The following is a 17,129-nucleotide window of genomic DNA, read 5'->3' on the forward strand; positions in this document are numbered from 1 at the left end:
CTACAGACTTCCCGTTCCACCGTCGACCAACAGCTCTGTTCCTACCGTGTAGCTCGATTCATCGGACGCCAGATAGAGCGCAGCTTTCGCCAGCTCCGTCGGCGTACCCATTCTTCCCAGCGGTACCAGGCTTGCGATATCACTCTGCAATGCTTTTTGTGCTTCTTCGCTTAAACCCAGTTTATTGAGCGCCGGGGTTTTTACCGGGCCAGGGCTCAGGCCGTTGACGCGAATACCGCGTGGCAGCAGTTCTGCCGACAGCGTACGCGCCAGCGACAGTAAACCCGCCTTGCTTGCAGCATAGACGCTACTGGTGGGGAGACCGATGCGCGCACTCACAGAGCCGCACAGGATCACCGAGGAGGGATTATTGAGCAGTGGCAGCAGTGCCTGAATTAAAAAGAACGGCCCTTTCAGGTTGATGCGCATCAGGCGATCCCAGGCATCTTCCTGCCACTCTTCCAGCAACCCGTGCGTCACGTCTCCGGCGTTAATAAATACCGCATCGACTCGCGGCCAGCGGGAGGCAAGCGTCTCTGCCAGCGCGTGTTGTGCGTGTATATCACCCGCATCAGCAGAGATGACCCAGGCGTTATTCCCCAGAATGCGCTGTGCTTCGGCGAGGGTTTCCGGGTTGCGTCCGGTGACGGCAACCTGTGCTCCTTCGGCAATAAACTCCTGTACGGTGGCGAGACCGATGCCGCTGGTGCCGCCGGTAATCAGCGTATATTTACCTGCTAAACGACCCATGTTCTTCTCCTGAAATGTCTCTGGAGAAAGCACTATAGAAACGTTAGTATCAAAAGGAAACCAGGTACCAATTGGATACTAATGAGGCAAGAGGTGTGCTATGGCATCACTACAGGATATTCCCGGTGAAAAAAAATCTGAGGTTCATGCCTGCCCGATGACGCGGTTTGTGAATCTGATCTCCGGTAAGTGGGCAATCCCGATCCTCTATCGGCTGATTGTGCTCAATACCCCGGTACGGTTTGGCGATTTACTTCGTGCTGCTGCGCCCATCACTCAAAAAGAGCTGACGAAGCAGTTACGTCTGTTTGAACAGCGCGGGCTGGTGTCGCGTACGGTTTACCCGGAGATCCCGCCGCGCGTGGAGTACCAGATAACCGGGCTGGGTTTGACTCTACAAAATGCGCTCTCTCCGCTGGCCGCCTGGATGACCGAATATGGCGATCAACTCGAGAAGTCATCATCAGTTTGAGAAATGCTTCAGGGAAAAATGTCATCAATCTGTCACACTTAACGCGACATTTAAAACGAGTGAGGAATTAGGGATGAGAAAAGCACTACTCGCTGTTGCCGTGGCAGGTACCCTTTCAATGACGTTCGGCGCGCAGGCGCAAGAGACGCCAGAGGGGTATCAACTGGAGCAAGTTTTAATTATGAGTCGCCACAACCTGCGTGCGCCGCTCGCTAATAACGGCAGCGTACTGGAACAATCCACGCCGGATAAGTGGCCGGAATGGGATGTGCCGGGCGGCCAGCTCACCACCAAAGGTGGCGTGCTTGAAGTCTATATGGGCCACTACATGCGTGAGTGGCTGGCCGCGCAGGGGATGGTATCGACGGGCGAGTGTCCTCCGGCCAACACCGTTTATGCTTACGCCAACAGCCTGCAGCGGACCGTGGCGACCGCACAGTTCTTTATTACCGGCGCGTTCCCGGGGTGCGATATTCCTGTGCATCACCAGGAAAAAATGGGCACGATGGACCCGACGTTTAACCCGGTCATCACCGATAACACCCCTGCATTCCGTGAAAAAGCATTGAACGCGATGGTAACGGAACGGCAGAAAATGCAGCTCGATGAGAGCTACAGGTTGCTGGAGCAGATGACGCATTACGCTGACTCACCGTCCTGCAAGGAGAAAAAGGTCTGCTCGCTGACGGACGCCAAAGACACCTTCAGTGCTGATTACGAAAAAGAGCCGGGTGTTTCCGGGCCGCTGAAGGTGGGGAACTCGCTGGTCGATGCGTTCACATTGCAGTACTACGAAGGCTTCCCGGCCGATCAGGTGGCGTGGGGCGAGATCAAAACCGATCAGCAATGGCGGGTGCTGTCGAAGCTGAAAAATGGCTATCAGGATTCGTTATTCACCTCGGGTGAGGTGGCGCGCAATGTGGCGAAACCGCTGGTGAAATACATCGATAACGCCCTGGTGACTGAGCAGGGGAAAGCCGCCAGGATAACGCTGCTGGTGGGACACGATTCCAACATCGCCTCACTGCTGACGGCGCTCGATTTCAAACCTTATCAGCTGCATGACCAGTACGAACGCACCCCGATTGGCGGCAAAATTGTCTTCCAGCGCTGGCATGACAAGAACGCTAACCGGGAGTTGATGAAAATCGAGTATGTCTATCAAAGCGCAACGCAACTGCGTAACGCCGATGTTCTGTCGCTGAAGTCACCCGCACAGCGTGTCACGCTGGAGCTTTCAGGGTGTCCGGTCGATGAGAACGGATTCTGCCCGGTAGAGAAATTTAATACGGTGTTGAATAACGCGGCGAAATAAAAGAGACCCCCCGCTGCGGCGGGGGGAAACGGTCAGACGTTTTTACGTTCGATGGTTTGCTCACCCCAGAAGAGCGAGTCTTTGTCCGTTTTTTCGAAGGCGCGCGTCAGGACTTCATCGCTGCCTTCTTCCCAAATCTGCTCTGCCAGCTTTTCGTCATATTTTGCGACTTCAAAGATAGCCTCGGCAATTTCCGGAGAGGTATTGCGTAAACTTGCCCATTCACCCACGCGGTGAGCTTTGGATTCTTGAGTTGGCATGCTTGTCCTCCTGTTGGGTTAGCCGTTCAGTTTTTTGGCAAGACCCGCGACATATTCACCCTGGTAGCGGGCGATAGTCAGCTCTTCGTTGCTTGGCTGGCGTGAACCATCCCCCCCGGCAATGGTGGTTGCACCGTACGGTGTACCGCCGCGCACCTGGGAAACATCAAACAGCTCTTGTGCGCCGTAACCAATGGGCACAATCACCATTCCATGATGTGCAAGGGTCGTCCAGGTCGAGGTGATCGTCTGTTCCTGACCGCCGCCGGTACCGGTAGAGCTGAAAACGCTGGCGAGTTTGCCGTATAACGCACCCGATGCCCAGAGTCCTCCGGTCTGGTCGAGGAAGGTGCGCATCTGTCCTGACATATTGCCAAAACGGGTAGGCGTGCCGAAGATGATGGCATCATAGTCAGCCAGTTCCTGCGGGGTGGCCTGCGGAGCATTTTGCGTTTTCCCACCCGCTTTTAAAAACGCTTCGGGTTGCATCGTTTCCGGTACGCGTTTCACCACAACCTCAACGCCGTCCACCCGGTTTGCACCTTCTGCAACTGCGTGAGCCATGGTTTCAATGTGTCCATACATGGAATAGTAGAGCACCAGAACTTTTGCCATTTTGCATCACTCCTCGTTTGTGTTTTCTGGCAGCGAATCGCTGCGTTCATTTAAAGATAAGTCGTGATGGCCATACTGCAAATATTAGCGCCATTTCTTTGATTTATAACAATATGCTAACTATTTTTGCGCTGTAGCAATATGAAACACATTTACGGGGTTATATTTCTGGAATGATAAGAATGGCTTATTGATAACCCATCAGGGAGCCATTTCGAATCTCCGGGAACATGTTGCAGGATATTACCTTTAGCTTGTCGGGTAGTCTTATTCCACTAAGCTTAATTGCACGCGGCGTGGATAAAGGCGCTGTCCTTTCGTTGCGAGGTGAAAGAATCCTCTTTTACTGAATGCAGTATGATGTCTAATGTTTCACACTCTGGAGGTTAGAGATGGCAAACCATCGTGGTGGTTCAGGCAATTTTGCTGAAGACCGTGAGAGAGCATCAGAAGCAGGTCGTAAAGGTGGCCAGCACAGTGGGGGTAACTTCAAAAATGACCCTCAGCGCGCATCTGAAGCGGGCAAAAAAGGGGGAAAAAACAGCCACGGCAGCAACAAGTAATATGCCGGATTGATACCCTGCCGCCGGGAGCCCCGGCGGTTTTTTTATTTCTGCAACATTGAACTGTAACCAAAGGCATCGCACACTACAGAATTGCTTCTTATTTCTGGTGTCGCATGTCCGTTTCACGTTTCAAATTCTCCGTCAAACCTCAGGAAGCGATCCTCATCCTGATCACCATGTTTTGGGGGGGGACATTTCTTGCCGTTCAGTACGCCGTCACGTTGAGCGATCCGTTCTTCTTTGTGGGTCTGCGTTTTGCGACGGCGGCGGTTGCGGTTGCGCTCATTTCGCTCAAAACCCTGCGCGGGCTGACCCTCAAAGAGCTGAAGGCCGGGGTGGCGATAGGCGTGGCGATTGCGATGGGGTACAGCCTGCAAACGTGGGGGTTACAGTCGATCTCCAGCAGTAAATCAGCCTTTATCACCGCCATGTATGTGCCGCTGGTGCCGTTATTACAGTGGCTGTGCCTGGGCAGAATGCCGGGGCTGATGTCCTGCATTGGCATTGTGCTGGCATTTATTGGCCTGATTTTGCTTGCCGGACCGGAAAACAACCTTCTGGCTCTGGGGCCGGGCGAGATGATTACCCTGGTCGGCGCGGTGGCGATTGCGGCGGAAATTATTTTGATTAGTGCATGGGCGGGCAAAGTGGATGTTAAGCGCGTGACGGTCGTGCAGCTGGCGACGGCGTCGCTGGTGGCGTTTGCGGCAATGGTTCCGGCCGGGGAATCCGTTCCACCGATGTCCACCGGGCTTGTCGTGGTTGCTCTGGGGTTGGGGATCTTTAGCGCCATTATTCAGGTCACCATGAACTGGGCACAGCGTAGCGTGTCGCCAACGCGGGCAACGGTTATCTATACCGGTGAGCCGGTCTGGGCGGGGGTTTTCGGGCGTATTGCCGGGGAGCGTCTGCCGCTGCTGGCACTCGTTGGTGCGGCGTTTATTGTCGCCGGGGTGCTGGTGAGTGAGTTAAAGCTCAAAAAGCGGCGCAACGAAGTTCAGGATCTGACGGTTGAATGAGGTTTTTGTTGAAAAAACTCGCAACGCATTCTACGATATGTACGGATTAATGCCGTACATATTGGACTAGATCATGCCAGCATTGAAAAAACAGCGTATCGACCTTCGCTTAACTGATGAAGACAAAACGATGATCGAAGAAGCGGCGGCGATGACGAATCAAACGATCACCCAATTTATGGTGAACAGCGCTTCGGAACGTGCTGCAGAAGTGATAGAACAGCATCGACGTCTGGTGTTAAACGAAGCATCATGGAATGCAGTGATGGATGCCATAAACAATCCGCCAGAGCCGAATGAGAGACTAAAACGAGCGGCAAAGCGTCTTCAAAACATGGAGTGAAGCGTGGCCAATCTCACGATCGATATGTTTTCAGAGGGAACCGATTACACTTTCGAGGATTTCGATTGTGGTGAACCCTCACTCAATTCCTTCCTCACAGAGCATCTGGTGCGTCAGCACAATGGGCGTATTTTAAGAGGCTATCTACTCAAAGATCGTGACCATCCTCGTGTGCTGGGGTACTACACGTTGTCCGGAAGTTGTTTTGAGAAAGCATTGTTACCCTCTAAAACCCAGCAGCGCAGAATTCCTTATACAAACGTCCCAGGTGTGACTTTAGGCCGTTTAGCGGTACATAAAGAATTGCAGGGGAATGAGTGGGGGACAACACTCGTCACGCACGCTATGCGGGTTGTCTACCTGGCATCGCAGGCTGTGGGCGTGCATGGGATTTTTGTTGATGCACTTAATGAGCAGGCAAAAAGATTTTATCTGAAGCAAGGTTTTATCCCGTTATCCGGTGAAAACAGCAATTCGCTTTTTTATCCCACGAAATCAATCGAACGATTGTTTGAAGCAGACGAGTAAAGCCCTCCCGGAGAAGGGCTTTAGCGTTATCACGGATCCTGATGCACCACCTCGCCCTGCGGTGTCGGGATCGCAGGTGAGCGTTTATTGTGGTTTTACAACCCCGTTCATGCGTTTGGGCTCCGGCAAATCACCCGTATCATTCAGTGCTCCCGGGAACGTCGACAGCCACGCTTTCACCTTCTGCTTATTGGTATACACTGCGCTTAACCCTTCTAAACATCCCCATAGCTCGCGGGAATTCTGCGGGGTGATCACAATGCAATCCGGCATCACACGGATTTTTACCGCCCGGCCATACGTAAACCCGGCGCGGGAAAGCCAGTCACCGGACAGCGGCAGATAGTTGCGCTCCATTCGCGTATACAGCTCACCGCATGATGAACCCGACTCATCCCTCGCGTGAACACGCCCGGAATGGGTTGGCTCCCCATGCAACGTCCGTGGGTTCTTTTTGCATACTTGCTCGCGAATTTCTTCACTATTTTCAAATACTGCATTTTTCGTTTGGGCAACAGCCCGCTCTGGCATAAAATTCTTCGCAGCCATATTCAACTCCGTATTAGTTGTTTGTGGTTAGCGGTATAAAGGTGTTCCACCATCTTTATACCGCGATCTCGTTTACCTACTTTCCTGTATAAAACTCACTGTTTGTGTTGTCGGTTTCAGTACGCCGATTATACCCCCTATGGATAAATACACAGGGGTAAAATGGTGGTGAAAATAGTGAAAATGCGAGGCGGCTCGAGGAAAGGTGTGGGGGCGGGAGTGGGGGGTGTTAATGATGGTTTTCATTGGTAAAAAAGAGCTATGCCTGCTGGTAATGTAAGTGCCTGACTAGAGTGGTTGTTGAGGGCTGGTTTGAGGTGTAGCTCCGCTCTGAGCGAGGAGCGGACATTATGCTGCATTCATTAGATGAATCCCAAAGGGTAATAGTTGGTAGCTGAACATGAGGAACTTGCTAATAATAATTAGCTGATTAAAACTCCGACATTATTAAAAGATTATGTGAAAAAATCAAATACACTGTTATAGAAATCCTACTTTATCTGCCTGTTTTTTACGATAGACTATGATGATAGTCAGGAATGTAGTCATTCAATAAAAACGCTTTATTATATAATGCATATGGAGAGAAAATGACTTTAATATTTGCAATGTTTTTGTTCTCCCTTACCATGTCAATTTCTCCAGGGCCAGTCAATATGGTCATTATATCATCTGGAGCGAGCTATGGATTTAGAAGAACTTTCCCATTCGTCTCAGGTGCTACAATAGGATTTACTCTATTACTTATAGTCATTGGTTTTGGGTTCTACGCTTCCATTGAGAAATATCCACTTTTCTTCAAATATCTCGACGTGGCTGGCTCAGCTTTTATAATATACATAGGTTATAAGATAGCATCATCACGATCTGAGTTATCATTAACAAAATCAGAGGTGCCTAGTTTCACTCAGGGTTTTTTACTTCAATGGCTCAACCCAAAAGCCTGGATTGCCTGCGCATCCGGAGTGGTATTATTTTCTGAACCATCAAATAATACTTCGTTAATAATCTTCATAATAATATATTTTATCGTTTGCTACCTCTCTTTAGCTGCATGGGCTGTCCTTGGAAAGAACATCTCAACATTGCTTAATAGCATTGGACGCATCCGTGCATTTAATTTCTGCATGGGTGGGATACTGATTGCCACTGCCTTCTACATGTTTCTGGCTCAATAAGACACTTTCCCTTACTGGCTGGAATTGCTCTTTTAAATTATTGAAGCCTTAAATTAATCATAATATTTTGGATTCAAAGGAGTTGTAAATATTATTAATTAACGTGTAAGCGATACTGTTGGTAGATATATTAGAAGGCCAGGTCGCATAGACTTTTAGTGGTTCCAATGACCAGTCAGGGAGAACCAACTGTATTTCATCTCGCTTAATATCCTCTTTGCTGAGATAGCAAGGAGGAGCTGCGATTCCAACCTGATGTTTTGCCAGAGTGTAGGCAGCCTCGACATTATCAACGTAAACCGTTGGCGTATACTTAATTAAAGCTATCTCTCCATTTTTGTGCCTGAACTCTCGACTGCCCTTCAGCATGCTCAGACCAATCCAAGGCATTTTTTCTAAGTCATTAGGATGGTTGACAGGCTGATAATTGCTAAGAAGTTTCTTTGAAGCAACAACGTGTCGGGGCAATACAAAAAGATGCCGTGCTTTGAGTGTGCTGTCCGGCAGTTCGCCAATTCGAAATGCAACATCTATACTATCGGCAATAATATCTTTACGAGTATCACAATAAGAAATACTCAGGGAAACGTCCGGATGTTCCTTTATAAATCCTGCAAGATGACGAGTAAAAACACTATTTATAAAAACTGCAGGAATTGACAGATTCAGCTTATTACTTGTTGAAATAGAACGCTGTTTAAACTCGATAAACCCCTTTTCATATAGTTCTAACATAGAGTTTGCAGTTTCGAGCAAACTTGCCCCATCATGGGTCAGCGATAATTTTCGCGTGTTTCTGTATAGCAAAGCACTTCCCAGATTTCTCTCCAGCTTAGAAAGATGTGTGCTTGCTGTCGCGGTGGTGAGCCCTAAAGCGTCTGCGCCACCTGAAATCGATCCAGCTTGTACAATTTTTGCAAAAACAATCAGGTAACGGATATCATCAATCATTACTATTCCTGAGTTCACTCATTAACTTTAAGCGTGAGAGTTGTTCTATCAACCATAAAACTATCATGTTTTTATTTACCGCCAAAGTTCCTTTTTTATCGAAGATTCCCAAAGTTGGAAACCAGAACATTGAAAAATATAATTAGTAATGTGAGGTAATGATCTGCTCCCCACAGATTGATACAGATACATGTTAGTAACGTCCGCTCCTGGCACGGAGCGGACAGAAAGCAAGGTTATCAGGTCTGCTGCGAGCGAACAGCGGAAGTACAAACACCGAGGGCACATTTCAAACATGACTTCGTGTTACTCAACGGGGAGTAGGTCAGTAGATCCCTACAGACAGCAAAAAAAGCCGTAAGCAGATAACTGCTTACGGCACCAGGATCGGTGATGATTTTTCTGACAATCAGGCCGCTTTCACTGGTCTGATTTTTTTCGTGTCAGCCGCATCGGATTCTGTATTATCCGTTGCAGCTGGGGCATGGAGATCGGGAAGCTTGCTGGTTCGCAGAATATGCTGCACGGTCTCTTTCTGTTCGGCGAGATACAGACCAAGATTTTCAGCCTGCGTTTCATCCATCTGCATTCCGCTTTGCAACAGCCAGTCGGTGAACGCGTCTGCCATATCGAGCAGTTTGTCGTAAGCGTCAGCCTCTTTCTTACTGGCAAATGTCATTTTCTCTTCACCTTTTCTTACAACAACAAATTTTGTTTCAACAGCCATTATGCGTACCTCATACTGTAGTTATATACAGTATAGCGGTTCCGGGTTTATGTTGCAGCTAAAAAGTGCATTCACTCCTGGCGAGCAGGGGGCACATTCGAAAACCGTGCGCTGATCGCATCACGCTCATAGCCCTGCGGCTGTGTCAGTATCTGGTATAAATCAGGACGACGACCGTGGATCCAGCGGCGTCCGGTACTCATTGCAAGCAGGCTTAAATCCAGTTCAGCGCTCACCATAGTATCTTCAGCCGCCCAGGTTTCATCAATGATCCGTCCATAAGGATCGAGGATCATTGCATTACCTGTGCGCACTTCGTCATCATCTGCACCGACACCGTTACTGAAGAGGATAAATAAGCCGTTGTCATGCGCACGGGCAGGCAGCCAGCGCATTAGCCATTCCCGACCGCTTGCCCCTTTGAAGGCAGCCGTAATTTCTTCCTTGCGCGTTTCCCGCTCCTCCCAGAGCGCCAGCGGAATAGGCTTCATCGCGTGAGGGCTGCGGGAATCGGTACCACCTGTTTGATGCGGCGCGAGAAGAATATCTGCGCCCAGCAATGCCGTCGCACGCACATTTTCGACCAGATTATTGTCCCAGCAAATCAGGATACCGACTTTCACTCCCCAGGGCGTATCAAAAACGGTAAAGCTGTCCCCGCTGCTGATGGCCGGATGTTCAAAAGCATGGAGTTTACGATGCGTATGCATTGAGCCGTCCGGCATACAGGCCACATACGCATTGTAAAGGCGGCCATCGTCGGCTCGTTCAATAAGACCAGCACCAATAAGCATCTGATGTTTTATCGCCAGAGAGCGAATTAACGTCAGGGAAGGGCTATCAACAAGCGGCTCTGCCAGAGCAGACACCTCCGCTGCCGTGAGCTTAGGTACATGCCAGTAGCCGGTGATACACATTTCAGGGAACGTGAGAATTTTCACCTGCTCATGCGCCGCCTGTTCAATAAATTTCTCCATTATCAGCAGATTGTATTTTTTGTTATTGGCCTGGTGCTGAAACTGTACGGTTGCCGCTTTTAAGGATTGAGGTTCGTTCATGATGCGTCTCCAGTGGTCATCGAAACTGAATTACATAACGATTACCAATAACTGTATAATCAATTCATTTCTTATTTCGATAACCATCTGGAATGAAAAATTGAACATCCGTTTGCTCAAAGCCTTTTTGATACTGGCTGAAAAAGGAAATTATGCCGATGCGGCGCGGGCGCTGTTTATCTCGCAACCGGCATTGACCAAACAGATTAATCTCCTCGAATCTCAGGTGAATATGTCCCTTTTTTCACGAGGTCGTCACGGCGCAATACTGACGGCCGGCGGCAGGCGTTTGCTGCCAGAGGCTGAAAAAGTGGTCAGGCAAACCCAGTTATTTATGCAGCATGCTGAGCGGGTATCAAAAGGCGTGGAGGGGCATATCGCCGTTGGGTTCGGTCTCTCAAGTTTTTATCTGGCACCACGCTGTATCGCTGATTTTCGTCGGGACTACCCGGGAGTCGAGATGTCATTGACGGATCTCCCTTCCTTCCAGCAGTACGAGCTATTGCAAAATGATGAGCTACAGGTGGGATTTGTCAGGGTTCCTCCCCCCGTGGCGCTTGAATACCTGCCGTTATTTACCGACCGGCTGGTTCTGGTTGCGCCCGCAACGTCGCCGACAATGTCTGCTGCTGAGTGGCTAACGAAACGCCCTCTGTTGCGGCTTTATGATGAGCGAGGGCAGGGTTTAAATGCGCAGATTGACCGCTTTTTGCATGACAACGGTCTTTTCATCTCATCGACTCAACTGACTGACGATATACAAACTATCGTCGCGATGGTGATTGCGGGTATCGGTGTGGCCATTCTGCCCACCAGCGTTACGCATATCGCGCCGCCGGAACTGGTGATGATTCCGTTAACCGGGGAGTCAATACGCTGGAAGGTGGGCATCGCCTGGGACGCAAGCAAGGAGGATGTCATCCGTGACAATTTTATTGCCAGCATACGAAAGGGCATTTCTGTCGATGGCGGGTAATTATTCGCACTACCTGGACTGCTGGCGTAGCTGTTGCATGTCCGGGCCACCCAAACTCCGTCGCCATGCCCCTGGTGCCTGACCATACTGGCGCTTAAAACTGCGGTTGAAGGACTGCTGGGAGTCAAAACCCAGCGCGATCGCCACGTTCAGAATGGGTTCATCACTGCGGGTTAAGCGCTCAACCGATTTTTGCAGCTTCTGCGCGCGAATATACCCGGCGAGGGGATAGCCCGTATGTTCTTTGAACAGGCGCTGGAGGTGCCATTTTGAGTAGCCGGAGCGCCTGGCGACGGACTCAATGTCCAGACGGCTATCCAGGTTGTTGTCGATCCAGTCGAGTAAATCATGCATAAATGCGCCAGTGTTCATCTGGTTACCCCCACGCAGCCTGTATAAAAGTATCTTTGTTTGTTGCATTTAAAAGTGGCGCGTTTTTGCAGCAATTGCAAGTTTTATTGTTGCATTTAAATCCCAGACCGAAACGGGTCTTTTCACATCGGCTCAAATAGCACATAAAGTGCAACAATTATTCTTGCACTTAGTTAAGCGCCTTCCTACAATCGCCGGGATAGTGTATTCGCAACTGTTACAGTTTTGTGGCGATGAACGACACAAATGGCCTTAAGCCAGCTACCGGACAAAGGAAGTGTCGCTGCGTCTCCCGCAGCGTCTTGCCCGGCGGCTACCAATACCGGAATAAAAATAATGAGCCTGCAAAAAACCTGGGGTAATTTTCATCTGAGCGCGCTGGGGGTCATGTTGCTCTCCGTGCTGCTCGTCGGATGCGATAACAGCGTCGCGCAAAATGCCGCGCCACCTGCGCCCGCCGTTAGTGCCGCTGACGTGGTGGTGAAATCCATTAGCCAGTGGGATAGCTTTAACGGCCGGATTGAAGCGGTGGAGAGCGTTCAGCTACGTCCACGTGTTTCCGGCTACATTAATCAGGTGAATTACATTGACGGTCAGGAAGTGAAGAAGGGTGAGGTGCTGTTCACGATTGATGACCGAACCTATCGCGCGGCGCTGGAACAGGCGCAGGCGAACCTGGCAAGAGCCAAAACGCAGGCCAGCCTTGCGCAAAGTGAGGCTAACCGTACTGATAAGCTGGTCAATACCAACGTTGTCTCCCGTGAAGAGTGGGAGCAGCGTCGTTCGGCCGCCACGCAGGCGCAGGCGGATATTCGCGCCGCACAGGCGGCGGTTGATGCCGCGCAGCTCAACCTGGATTTCACCAAAGTCACCGCGCCTATCGATGGCCGTGCCAGCCGTGCGCTGATCACCAGCGGCAATCTGGTCACTGCGGGCGACACCGCCAGCGTGCTCACTACGCTGGTCTCGCAGAAAACGGTTTACGTTTACTTTGACGTGGATGAGTCGACCTACCTTCACTATCAAAATCTGGCCCGCAGCGGGCAGGGGGCGTCCAGCAATCACACGGCGCTTCCGGTTGAGATTGGCCTGACGGGTGAGGAGGGTTATCCCCACCAGGGCAAAGTGGATTTTCTTGATAATCAGCTCACGCCAGGTACTGGCACGATCCGCATGCGTGCGCTGCTGGATAACGCGCAGCGGCAGTTCACGCCGGGACTTTTTGCCCGTGTACGTCTGCCGGGCAGCGCGGAATTCAAAGCCACGCTTATCGACGACAAAGCGGTGCTGACCGATCAGGATCGTAAATACGTTTATATCGTGGATAAAGAGGGGAAAGCGCAGCGCCGCGACATCACGCCGGGGCGTCAGGCCGACGGTTTACGCATCGTGCAGCAGGGGCTGAACCCTGGCGATAAAGTCATCGTCGAGGGTTTACAAAAAGTGTTTATGCCGGGTATGCCGGTTAACGCGAAAACCGTTGCCATGACCGCCAGCGCCGTCCTCAACTGATCCCTTACCCGAGAATCCAACCCATGGACTTTTCCCGTTTTTTCATCGACAGGCCGATTTTTGCCGCCGTACTGTCGATTCTGATTTTTATCACAGGATTAATCGCCATCCCGCTGTTGCCGGTAAGCGAATATCCTGACGTCGTGCCGCCAAGTGTGCAGGTACGCGCGGAGTACCCGGGTGCCAACCCGAAAGTGATTGCCGAGACCGTGGCGACGCCGCTGGAAGAGGCGATCAACGGCGTTGAGAACATGATGTACATGAAATCTGTCGCGGGTTCCGATGGTGTGCTGGTGACCACCGTCACCTTCCGTCCTGGCACCGATCCGGATCAGGCGCAGGTTCAGGTGCAAAACCGGGTCGCGCAGGCCGAAGCGCGACTGCCGGAAGACGTGCGGCGTTTGGGCATTACCACCCAGAAACAGTCGCCGACGCTCACGCTGGTGGTGCATCTGTTTTCGCCCAACGGTAAGTACGACTCCCTGTATATGCGCAACTACGCCACGCTGAAAGTGAAGGACGAACTGGCGCGTCTGCCCGGCGTCGGCCAGATTCAGATTTTCGGCTCCGGCGAATACGCGATGCGCATCTGGCTGGATCCCAACAAGGTGGCGGCACGCGGGTTGACCGCTTCGGATGTGGTCACGGCGATGCAGGAGCAGAACGTACAGGTTTCCGCCGGGCAGCTTGGCGCTGAGCCACTGCCGAAAGAGAGCGATTTTCTGATCTCCATTAACGCCCAGGGCCGTCTGCATACCGAAGAAGAGTTTGGCAACATTGTCCTGAAAACGTCGCAGGACGGGACGGTCGTCCGCCTGCGCGATGTGGCGCGTATCGAAATGGGGTCCGGCAGCTATGCGCTGCGCTCCCAGCTGAACAATAAAGACGCGGTCGGGATTGGTATCTTCCAGTCTCCGGGGGCGAACGCCATCGATTTGTCTAACGCGGTGCGCGCGAAAATGAACGAACTGTCCACGCGATTCCCGGCGGACATGAAGTGGGCGGCACCTTACGATCCGACCGTTTTCGTGCGCGACTCCATCCGTGCGGTCGTGCAAACGCTGCTGGAAGCGGTCGTGCTGGTCGTGCTGGTGGTTATTCTGTTCCTGCAAACCTGGCGCGCGTCGATCATTCCGCTGATCGCGGTGCCGGTCTCGGTGGTGGGTACCTTCAGCATTCTTTACCTGCTCGGCTTCTCGCTGAATACCCTGAGCTTGTTCGGGCTGGTTCTCGCCATCGGTATCGTGGTGGACGACGCCATCGTGGTGGTGGAAAACGTCGAGCGAAATATTGAAGAGGGGCTTGCTCCGCTTGCGGCGGCGCATCAGGCGATGCGGGAAGTGTCCGGGCCGATTATCGCAATTGCGCTGGTGCTGTGCGCGGTGTTTGTGCCGATGGCGTTCCTCTCTGGCGTGACCGGTCAGTTCTACAAGCAGTTTGCGGTGACGATTGCGATTTCAACGGTGATCTCCGCGATTAACTCGCTGACGCTCTCTCCGGCACTGGCGGCACTGCTGTTAAAACCGCACGGCGCGCCGAAAGATTTCCCGACCCGGCTTATCGACCGTCTGTTTGGCTGGATTTTCCGTCCGTTTAACCGCTTTTTCCACCGCAGCTCGAACGGCTATCAGGGGCTGGTGGGTAAAACGCTGGGACGACGCGGCACGGTGTTTGTGGTTTATCTGCTGCTGCTCTGCGCGGCGGGCGTGATGTTTAAAGTTGTACCCGGCGGGTTTATTCCGACGCAGGATAAGCTGTACCTGATTGGCGGCGTGAAAATGCCGGAGGGTTCGTCGCTGGCGCGTACGGATGCGGTGATCCGCAAAATGAGCGAAATCGGGATGAATACCGAAGGCGTGGACTATGCGGTCGCATTTCCGGGGCTGAATGCGCTGCAGTTCACCAACACGCCGAATACCGGGACGGTCTTCTTTGGCCTGAAACCGTTCGATCAGCGTAAACATTCTGCGGCGGAAATTAACGCTGAGATCAACGCGAAAATCGCGCAAATCCAGCAGGGCTTTGGCTTCTCCATTCTGCCGCCGCCGATTTTAGGGCTGGGTCAGGGGTCGGGTTACTCTCTCTACATCCAGGATCGCGGCGGTCTGGGCTATGGCGCGCTGCAAAATGCGGTGAACACCATGTCCGGTGTGATTATGCAGACGCCGGGAATGCATTTCCCGATCTCAACCTATCAGGCTAACGTTCCTCAGTTGGACGTGCAGGTCGACCGTGATAAGGCGAAAGCGCAGGGCGTGTCGCTGACCGATCTTTTCGGTACGCTGCAAACCTATCTTGGCTCGTCGTACGTGAATGACTTCAACCAGTTCGGGCGTACCTGGCGCGTGATGGCGCAGGCAGACGGGCAGTTCCGCGACAGCGTGGAAGATATTGCGAATTTACGCACCCGTAATAACCAGGGCGAAATGGTGCCAATTGGCAGTATGGTGAAAATCACGACCACCTACGGGCCGGATCCGGTGATCCGCTACAATGGGTACCCGGCGGCGGATTTGATTGGCGATGCCGACCCGCGCGTGCTCTCGTCCTCGCAGGCGATGACGCAGCTGGATGCGATGTCTAAGCAGATCCTGCCAAACGGGATGAATATTGAATGGACGGACCTGAGCTTCCAGCAGGCCACGCAGGGCAATACGGCGCTGATCGTCTTCCCGGTCGCGGTGCTGCTGGCGTTCCTGGTGCTGGCGGCGCTGTATGAAAGCTGGACGCTGCCGCTGGCGGTGATCCTCATCGTGCCGATGACAATGCTCTCCGCGCTGTTTGGCGTCTGGCTGACCGGTGGCGATAACAACGTGTTCGTGCAGGTGGGGCTGGTGGTACTGATGGGGCTGGCCTGTAAAAACGCGATCCTTATCGTGGAGTTTGCCCGCGAGCTGGAAATTCAGGGCAAAGGGATCATGGAGGCTGCTCTGGAAGCGTGCCGCCTGCGTTTACGCCCGATTGTGATGACCTCCATCGCCTTTATTGCCGGGACCATTCCGCTGATCCTCGGCCACGGCGCAGGCGCAGAAGTGCGCGGCGTCACCGGGATCACCGTGTTCTCCGGTATGCTGGGGGTGACGCTGTTTGGTCTGTTCCTGACGCCGGTGTTTTACGTGACGCTGCGTAAATTCGTCACGCGCGGCAAAGTGGAAAGGGAAGTGCTGCCCGCGTAGGGGCATTGCAGATAATAAAAAGCCGCTTTCACTGTGAAGGCGGCTTTTTTTGCACCAGGTAAAGCGTTACGACGTTTTTTGATACTGGGCAATAAGATCGGGGAGCGGATCGCATCCGCTGCTATCGGCGTTTTTGACCGCTTCCAGGGCACTTGCCACGGTATGGCGGGCTAATACCGCTAACGAAGCCTGCTCCGCTTCTTCGGATATCGATTTAAAGTACCAGCAGGCGTTAGCGCTGACCACGCAGCGGGCTGGTACGTCAGGGCGCGACGCCCACAGCTTTTTATCTTCGATGACCGAAAGGTAGATGTCGCGCAGGGTGATCTCTTCCGGCGGGCGACCAAGATGAATTGAGCCGTTACGGCCAAGCGTTGAGACGATAATGCCGTCACGCGTCAGCGGAACCATCAATTTGCGGATGAAGCTCGGATTCGCCTCCAGGCCGTAGGCCAGAATCGCACTCGTCGAACGTTCACCCAATTGCTCCGCCATCGCTACGCTGAGAACCATCTGCAAAGCTGTCGGGAAGCGGTAATCTAACATTTTTCTGTCCTGGGTTGCGGTGAATCTTGTTCTTTTTGGCACCGCAGAGGTGAATAAGCAATAAACAACAATATAACAAATAGGGTAATTTTTTTGAAGCAATCTGCGGCATTTGCGATCAAACACCCTGTTCCGGTTTAGCTAAACGTGCGGTTCGGGAAGTCAACCGTCATCTCAGGACCACTTTCTGGTCGAAGTGCGTTTTATCAGGTACTG

19 protein-coding genes are annotated in these 17,129 nt (G+C 52.1%); 10 read left to right on the forward strand and 9 right to left on the reverse strand.

Going from position 1 to position 17,129, the window contains the following annotated elements:
- The gene (locus ACHHZ6_RS15395; protein ID WP_395122587.1) at positions 1–750 is read right to left on the reverse strand and encodes an SDR family oxidoreductase; all 750 of its coding nucleotides are present in this window, start codon (positions 748–750) and stop codon (positions 1–3) included.
- Between the two features lie 100 nt (positions 751–850).
- Between ACHHZ6_RS15395 and ACHHZ6_RS15400 the strand changes: the two genes are divergently transcribed.
- Both ACHHZ6_RS15400 and agp read left to right on the forward strand, forming a co-directional pair.
- Positions 851–1,222 (forward strand): helix-turn-helix domain-containing protein, encoded by a 372-nt coding sequence (locus ACHHZ6_RS15400; protein WP_182274464.1) that lies wholly within the window; start codon positions 851–853, stop codon positions 1,220–1,222.
- 73 nt (positions 1,223–1,295) lie between these two features.
- Positions 1,296–2,537, forward strand: coding sequence for a bifunctional glucose-1-phosphatase/inositol phosphatase (gene agp, locus ACHHZ6_RS15405; RefSeq protein ID WP_395122588.1), 1,242 nt, complete (start codon positions 1,296–1,298; stop codon positions 2,535–2,537).
- Between the two features lie 32 nt (positions 2,538–2,569).
- On the opposite strand, the gene ACHHZ6_RS15410 is transcribed toward agp, so the two are convergent.
- Both ACHHZ6_RS15410 and wrbA read right to left on the reverse strand, forming a co-directional pair.
- Complete coding sequence (locus tag ACHHZ6_RS15410; RefSeq protein ID WP_166716999.1) at positions 2,570–2,797, reverse strand: YccJ family protein; 228 nt, start codon at positions 2,795–2,797, stop codon at positions 2,570–2,572.
- Between the two features lie 18 nt (positions 2,798–2,815).
- On the reverse strand, positions 2,816–3,412 hold the full coding sequence (gene wrbA / locus ACHHZ6_RS15415; protein WP_182274466.1) for an NAD(P)H:quinone oxidoreductase: 597 nt from the start codon (positions 3,410–3,412) through the stop codon (positions 2,816–2,818).
- Positions 3,413–3,804: 392 nt separating this feature from the next.
- On the opposite strand from wrbA, the gene ACHHZ6_RS15420 reads away from it, so the two are divergent.
- From ACHHZ6_RS15420 to ACHHZ6_RS15435, 4 genes are all read left to right on the forward strand, one after another.
- Entirely contained in the window at positions 3,805–3,975 is a 171-nt protein-coding gene (locus ACHHZ6_RS15420; protein WP_023332656.1) for a general stress protein, read from the forward strand.
- 116 nt (positions 3,976–4,091) lie between these two features.
- A complete protein-coding gene (locus ACHHZ6_RS15425; RefSeq protein WP_182274467.1) occupies positions 4,092–4,997 on the forward strand; it encodes a DMT family transporter in 906 nt (301 codons plus the stop codon).
- 73 nt (positions 4,998–5,070) lie between these two features.
- The gene (locus tag ACHHZ6_RS15430; protein ID WP_182919747.1) at positions 5,071–5,340 is read left to right on the forward strand and encodes a DUF1778 domain-containing protein; all 270 of its coding nucleotides are present in this window, start codon (positions 5,071–5,073) and stop codon (positions 5,338–5,340) included.
- 24 nt (positions 5,341–5,364) lie between these two features.
- Positions 5,365–5,868: a GNAT family N-acetyltransferase gene (locus tag ACHHZ6_RS15435; RefSeq protein ID WP_395122639.1), complete on the forward strand. Its 504-nt coding sequence runs from the start codon at positions 5,365–5,367 to the stop codon at positions 5,866–5,868.
- Positions 5,869–5,952: 84 nt separating this feature from the next.
- On the opposite strand, the gene ACHHZ6_RS15440 is transcribed toward ACHHZ6_RS15435, so the two are convergent.
- A complete protein-coding gene (locus ACHHZ6_RS15440) occupies positions 5,953–6,417 on the reverse strand; it encodes a SymE family type I addiction module toxin (protein WP_395122590.1) in 465 nt (154 codons plus the stop codon).
- A 590-nt stretch (positions 6,418–7,007) separates the two neighbouring features.
- On the opposite strand from ACHHZ6_RS15440, the gene ACHHZ6_RS15445 reads away from it, so the two are divergent.
- Positions 7,008–7,595, forward strand: coding sequence for a LysE family translocator (locus ACHHZ6_RS15445; protein WP_395122592.1), 588 nt, complete (start codon positions 7,008–7,010; stop codon positions 7,593–7,595).
- A gap of 57 nt (positions 7,596–7,652) precedes the next feature.
- On the opposite strand, the gene ACHHZ6_RS15450 is transcribed toward ACHHZ6_RS15445, so the two are convergent.
- The 3 genes from ACHHZ6_RS15450 to ACHHZ6_RS15460 form a co-directional block, all read right to left on the reverse strand.
- Positions 7,653–8,546 (reverse strand): LysR family transcriptional regulator, encoded by an 894-nt coding sequence (locus tag ACHHZ6_RS15450; RefSeq protein ID WP_395122594.1) that lies wholly within the window; start codon positions 8,544–8,546, stop codon positions 7,653–7,655.
- Between the two features lie 409 nt (positions 8,547–8,955).
- Positions 8,956–9,273, reverse strand: coding sequence for a YebG family protein (locus tag ACHHZ6_RS15455; RefSeq protein WP_182919750.1), 318 nt, complete (start codon positions 9,271–9,273; stop codon positions 8,956–8,958).
- A gap of 71 nt (positions 9,274–9,344) precedes the next feature.
- Positions 9,345–10,331 (reverse strand): nitrilase family protein, encoded by a 987-nt coding sequence (locus tag ACHHZ6_RS15460; protein WP_395122596.1) that lies wholly within the window; start codon positions 10,329–10,331, stop codon positions 9,345–9,347.
- A 100-nt stretch (positions 10,332–10,431) separates the two neighbouring features.
- Here ACHHZ6_RS15460 and ACHHZ6_RS15465 point away from each other — a divergent pair, with 100 nt between their 5' ends.
- Positions 10,432–11,307: a LysR family transcriptional regulator gene (locus ACHHZ6_RS15465; protein WP_196391365.1), complete on the forward strand. Its 876-nt coding sequence runs from the start codon at positions 10,432–10,434 to the stop codon at positions 11,305–11,307.
- A gap of 9 nt (positions 11,308–11,316) precedes the next feature.
- On the opposite strand, the gene ACHHZ6_RS15470 is transcribed toward ACHHZ6_RS15465, so the two are convergent.
- Complete coding sequence (locus ACHHZ6_RS15470) at positions 11,317–11,679, reverse strand: helix-turn-helix domain-containing protein (RefSeq protein ID WP_182919753.1); 363 nt, start codon at positions 11,677–11,679, stop codon at positions 11,317–11,319.
- A gap of 336 nt (positions 11,680–12,015) precedes the next feature.
- Between ACHHZ6_RS15470 and ACHHZ6_RS15475 the strand changes: the two genes are divergently transcribed.
- Together ACHHZ6_RS15475 and oqxB are read left to right on the forward strand one after the other, a co-directional pair.
- The gene (locus ACHHZ6_RS15475; RefSeq protein ID WP_395122598.1) at positions 12,016–13,191 is read left to right on the forward strand and encodes an efflux RND transporter periplasmic adaptor subunit; all 1,176 of its coding nucleotides are present in this window, start codon (positions 12,016–12,018) and stop codon (positions 13,189–13,191) included.
- Positions 13,192–13,214: 23 nt separating this feature from the next.
- Positions 13,215–16,367, forward strand: a complete 3,153-nt coding sequence (gene oqxB / locus ACHHZ6_RS15480; RefSeq protein WP_395122600.1) for a multidrug efflux RND transporter permease subunit OqxB — start codon at positions 13,215–13,217, stop codon at positions 16,365–16,367.
- 66 nt (positions 16,368–16,433) lie between these two features.
- On the opposite strand, the gene ACHHZ6_RS15485 is transcribed toward oqxB, so the two are convergent.
- The gene (locus ACHHZ6_RS15485; RefSeq protein WP_182919756.1) at positions 16,434–16,913 is read right to left on the reverse strand and encodes an Rrf2 family transcriptional regulator; all 480 of its coding nucleotides are present in this window, start codon (positions 16,911–16,913) and stop codon (positions 16,434–16,436) included.
- Between the last annotated feature and the right edge of the window lie 216 nt (positions 16,914–17,129).

Origin of the sequence: Enterobacter cloacae complex sp. 2024EL-00214 (assembly GCF_043945575.1) — a bacterium.
GTDB lineage: Bacteria > Pseudomonadota > Gammaproteobacteria > Enterobacterales > Enterobacteriaceae > Enterobacter > Enterobacter cloacae_P.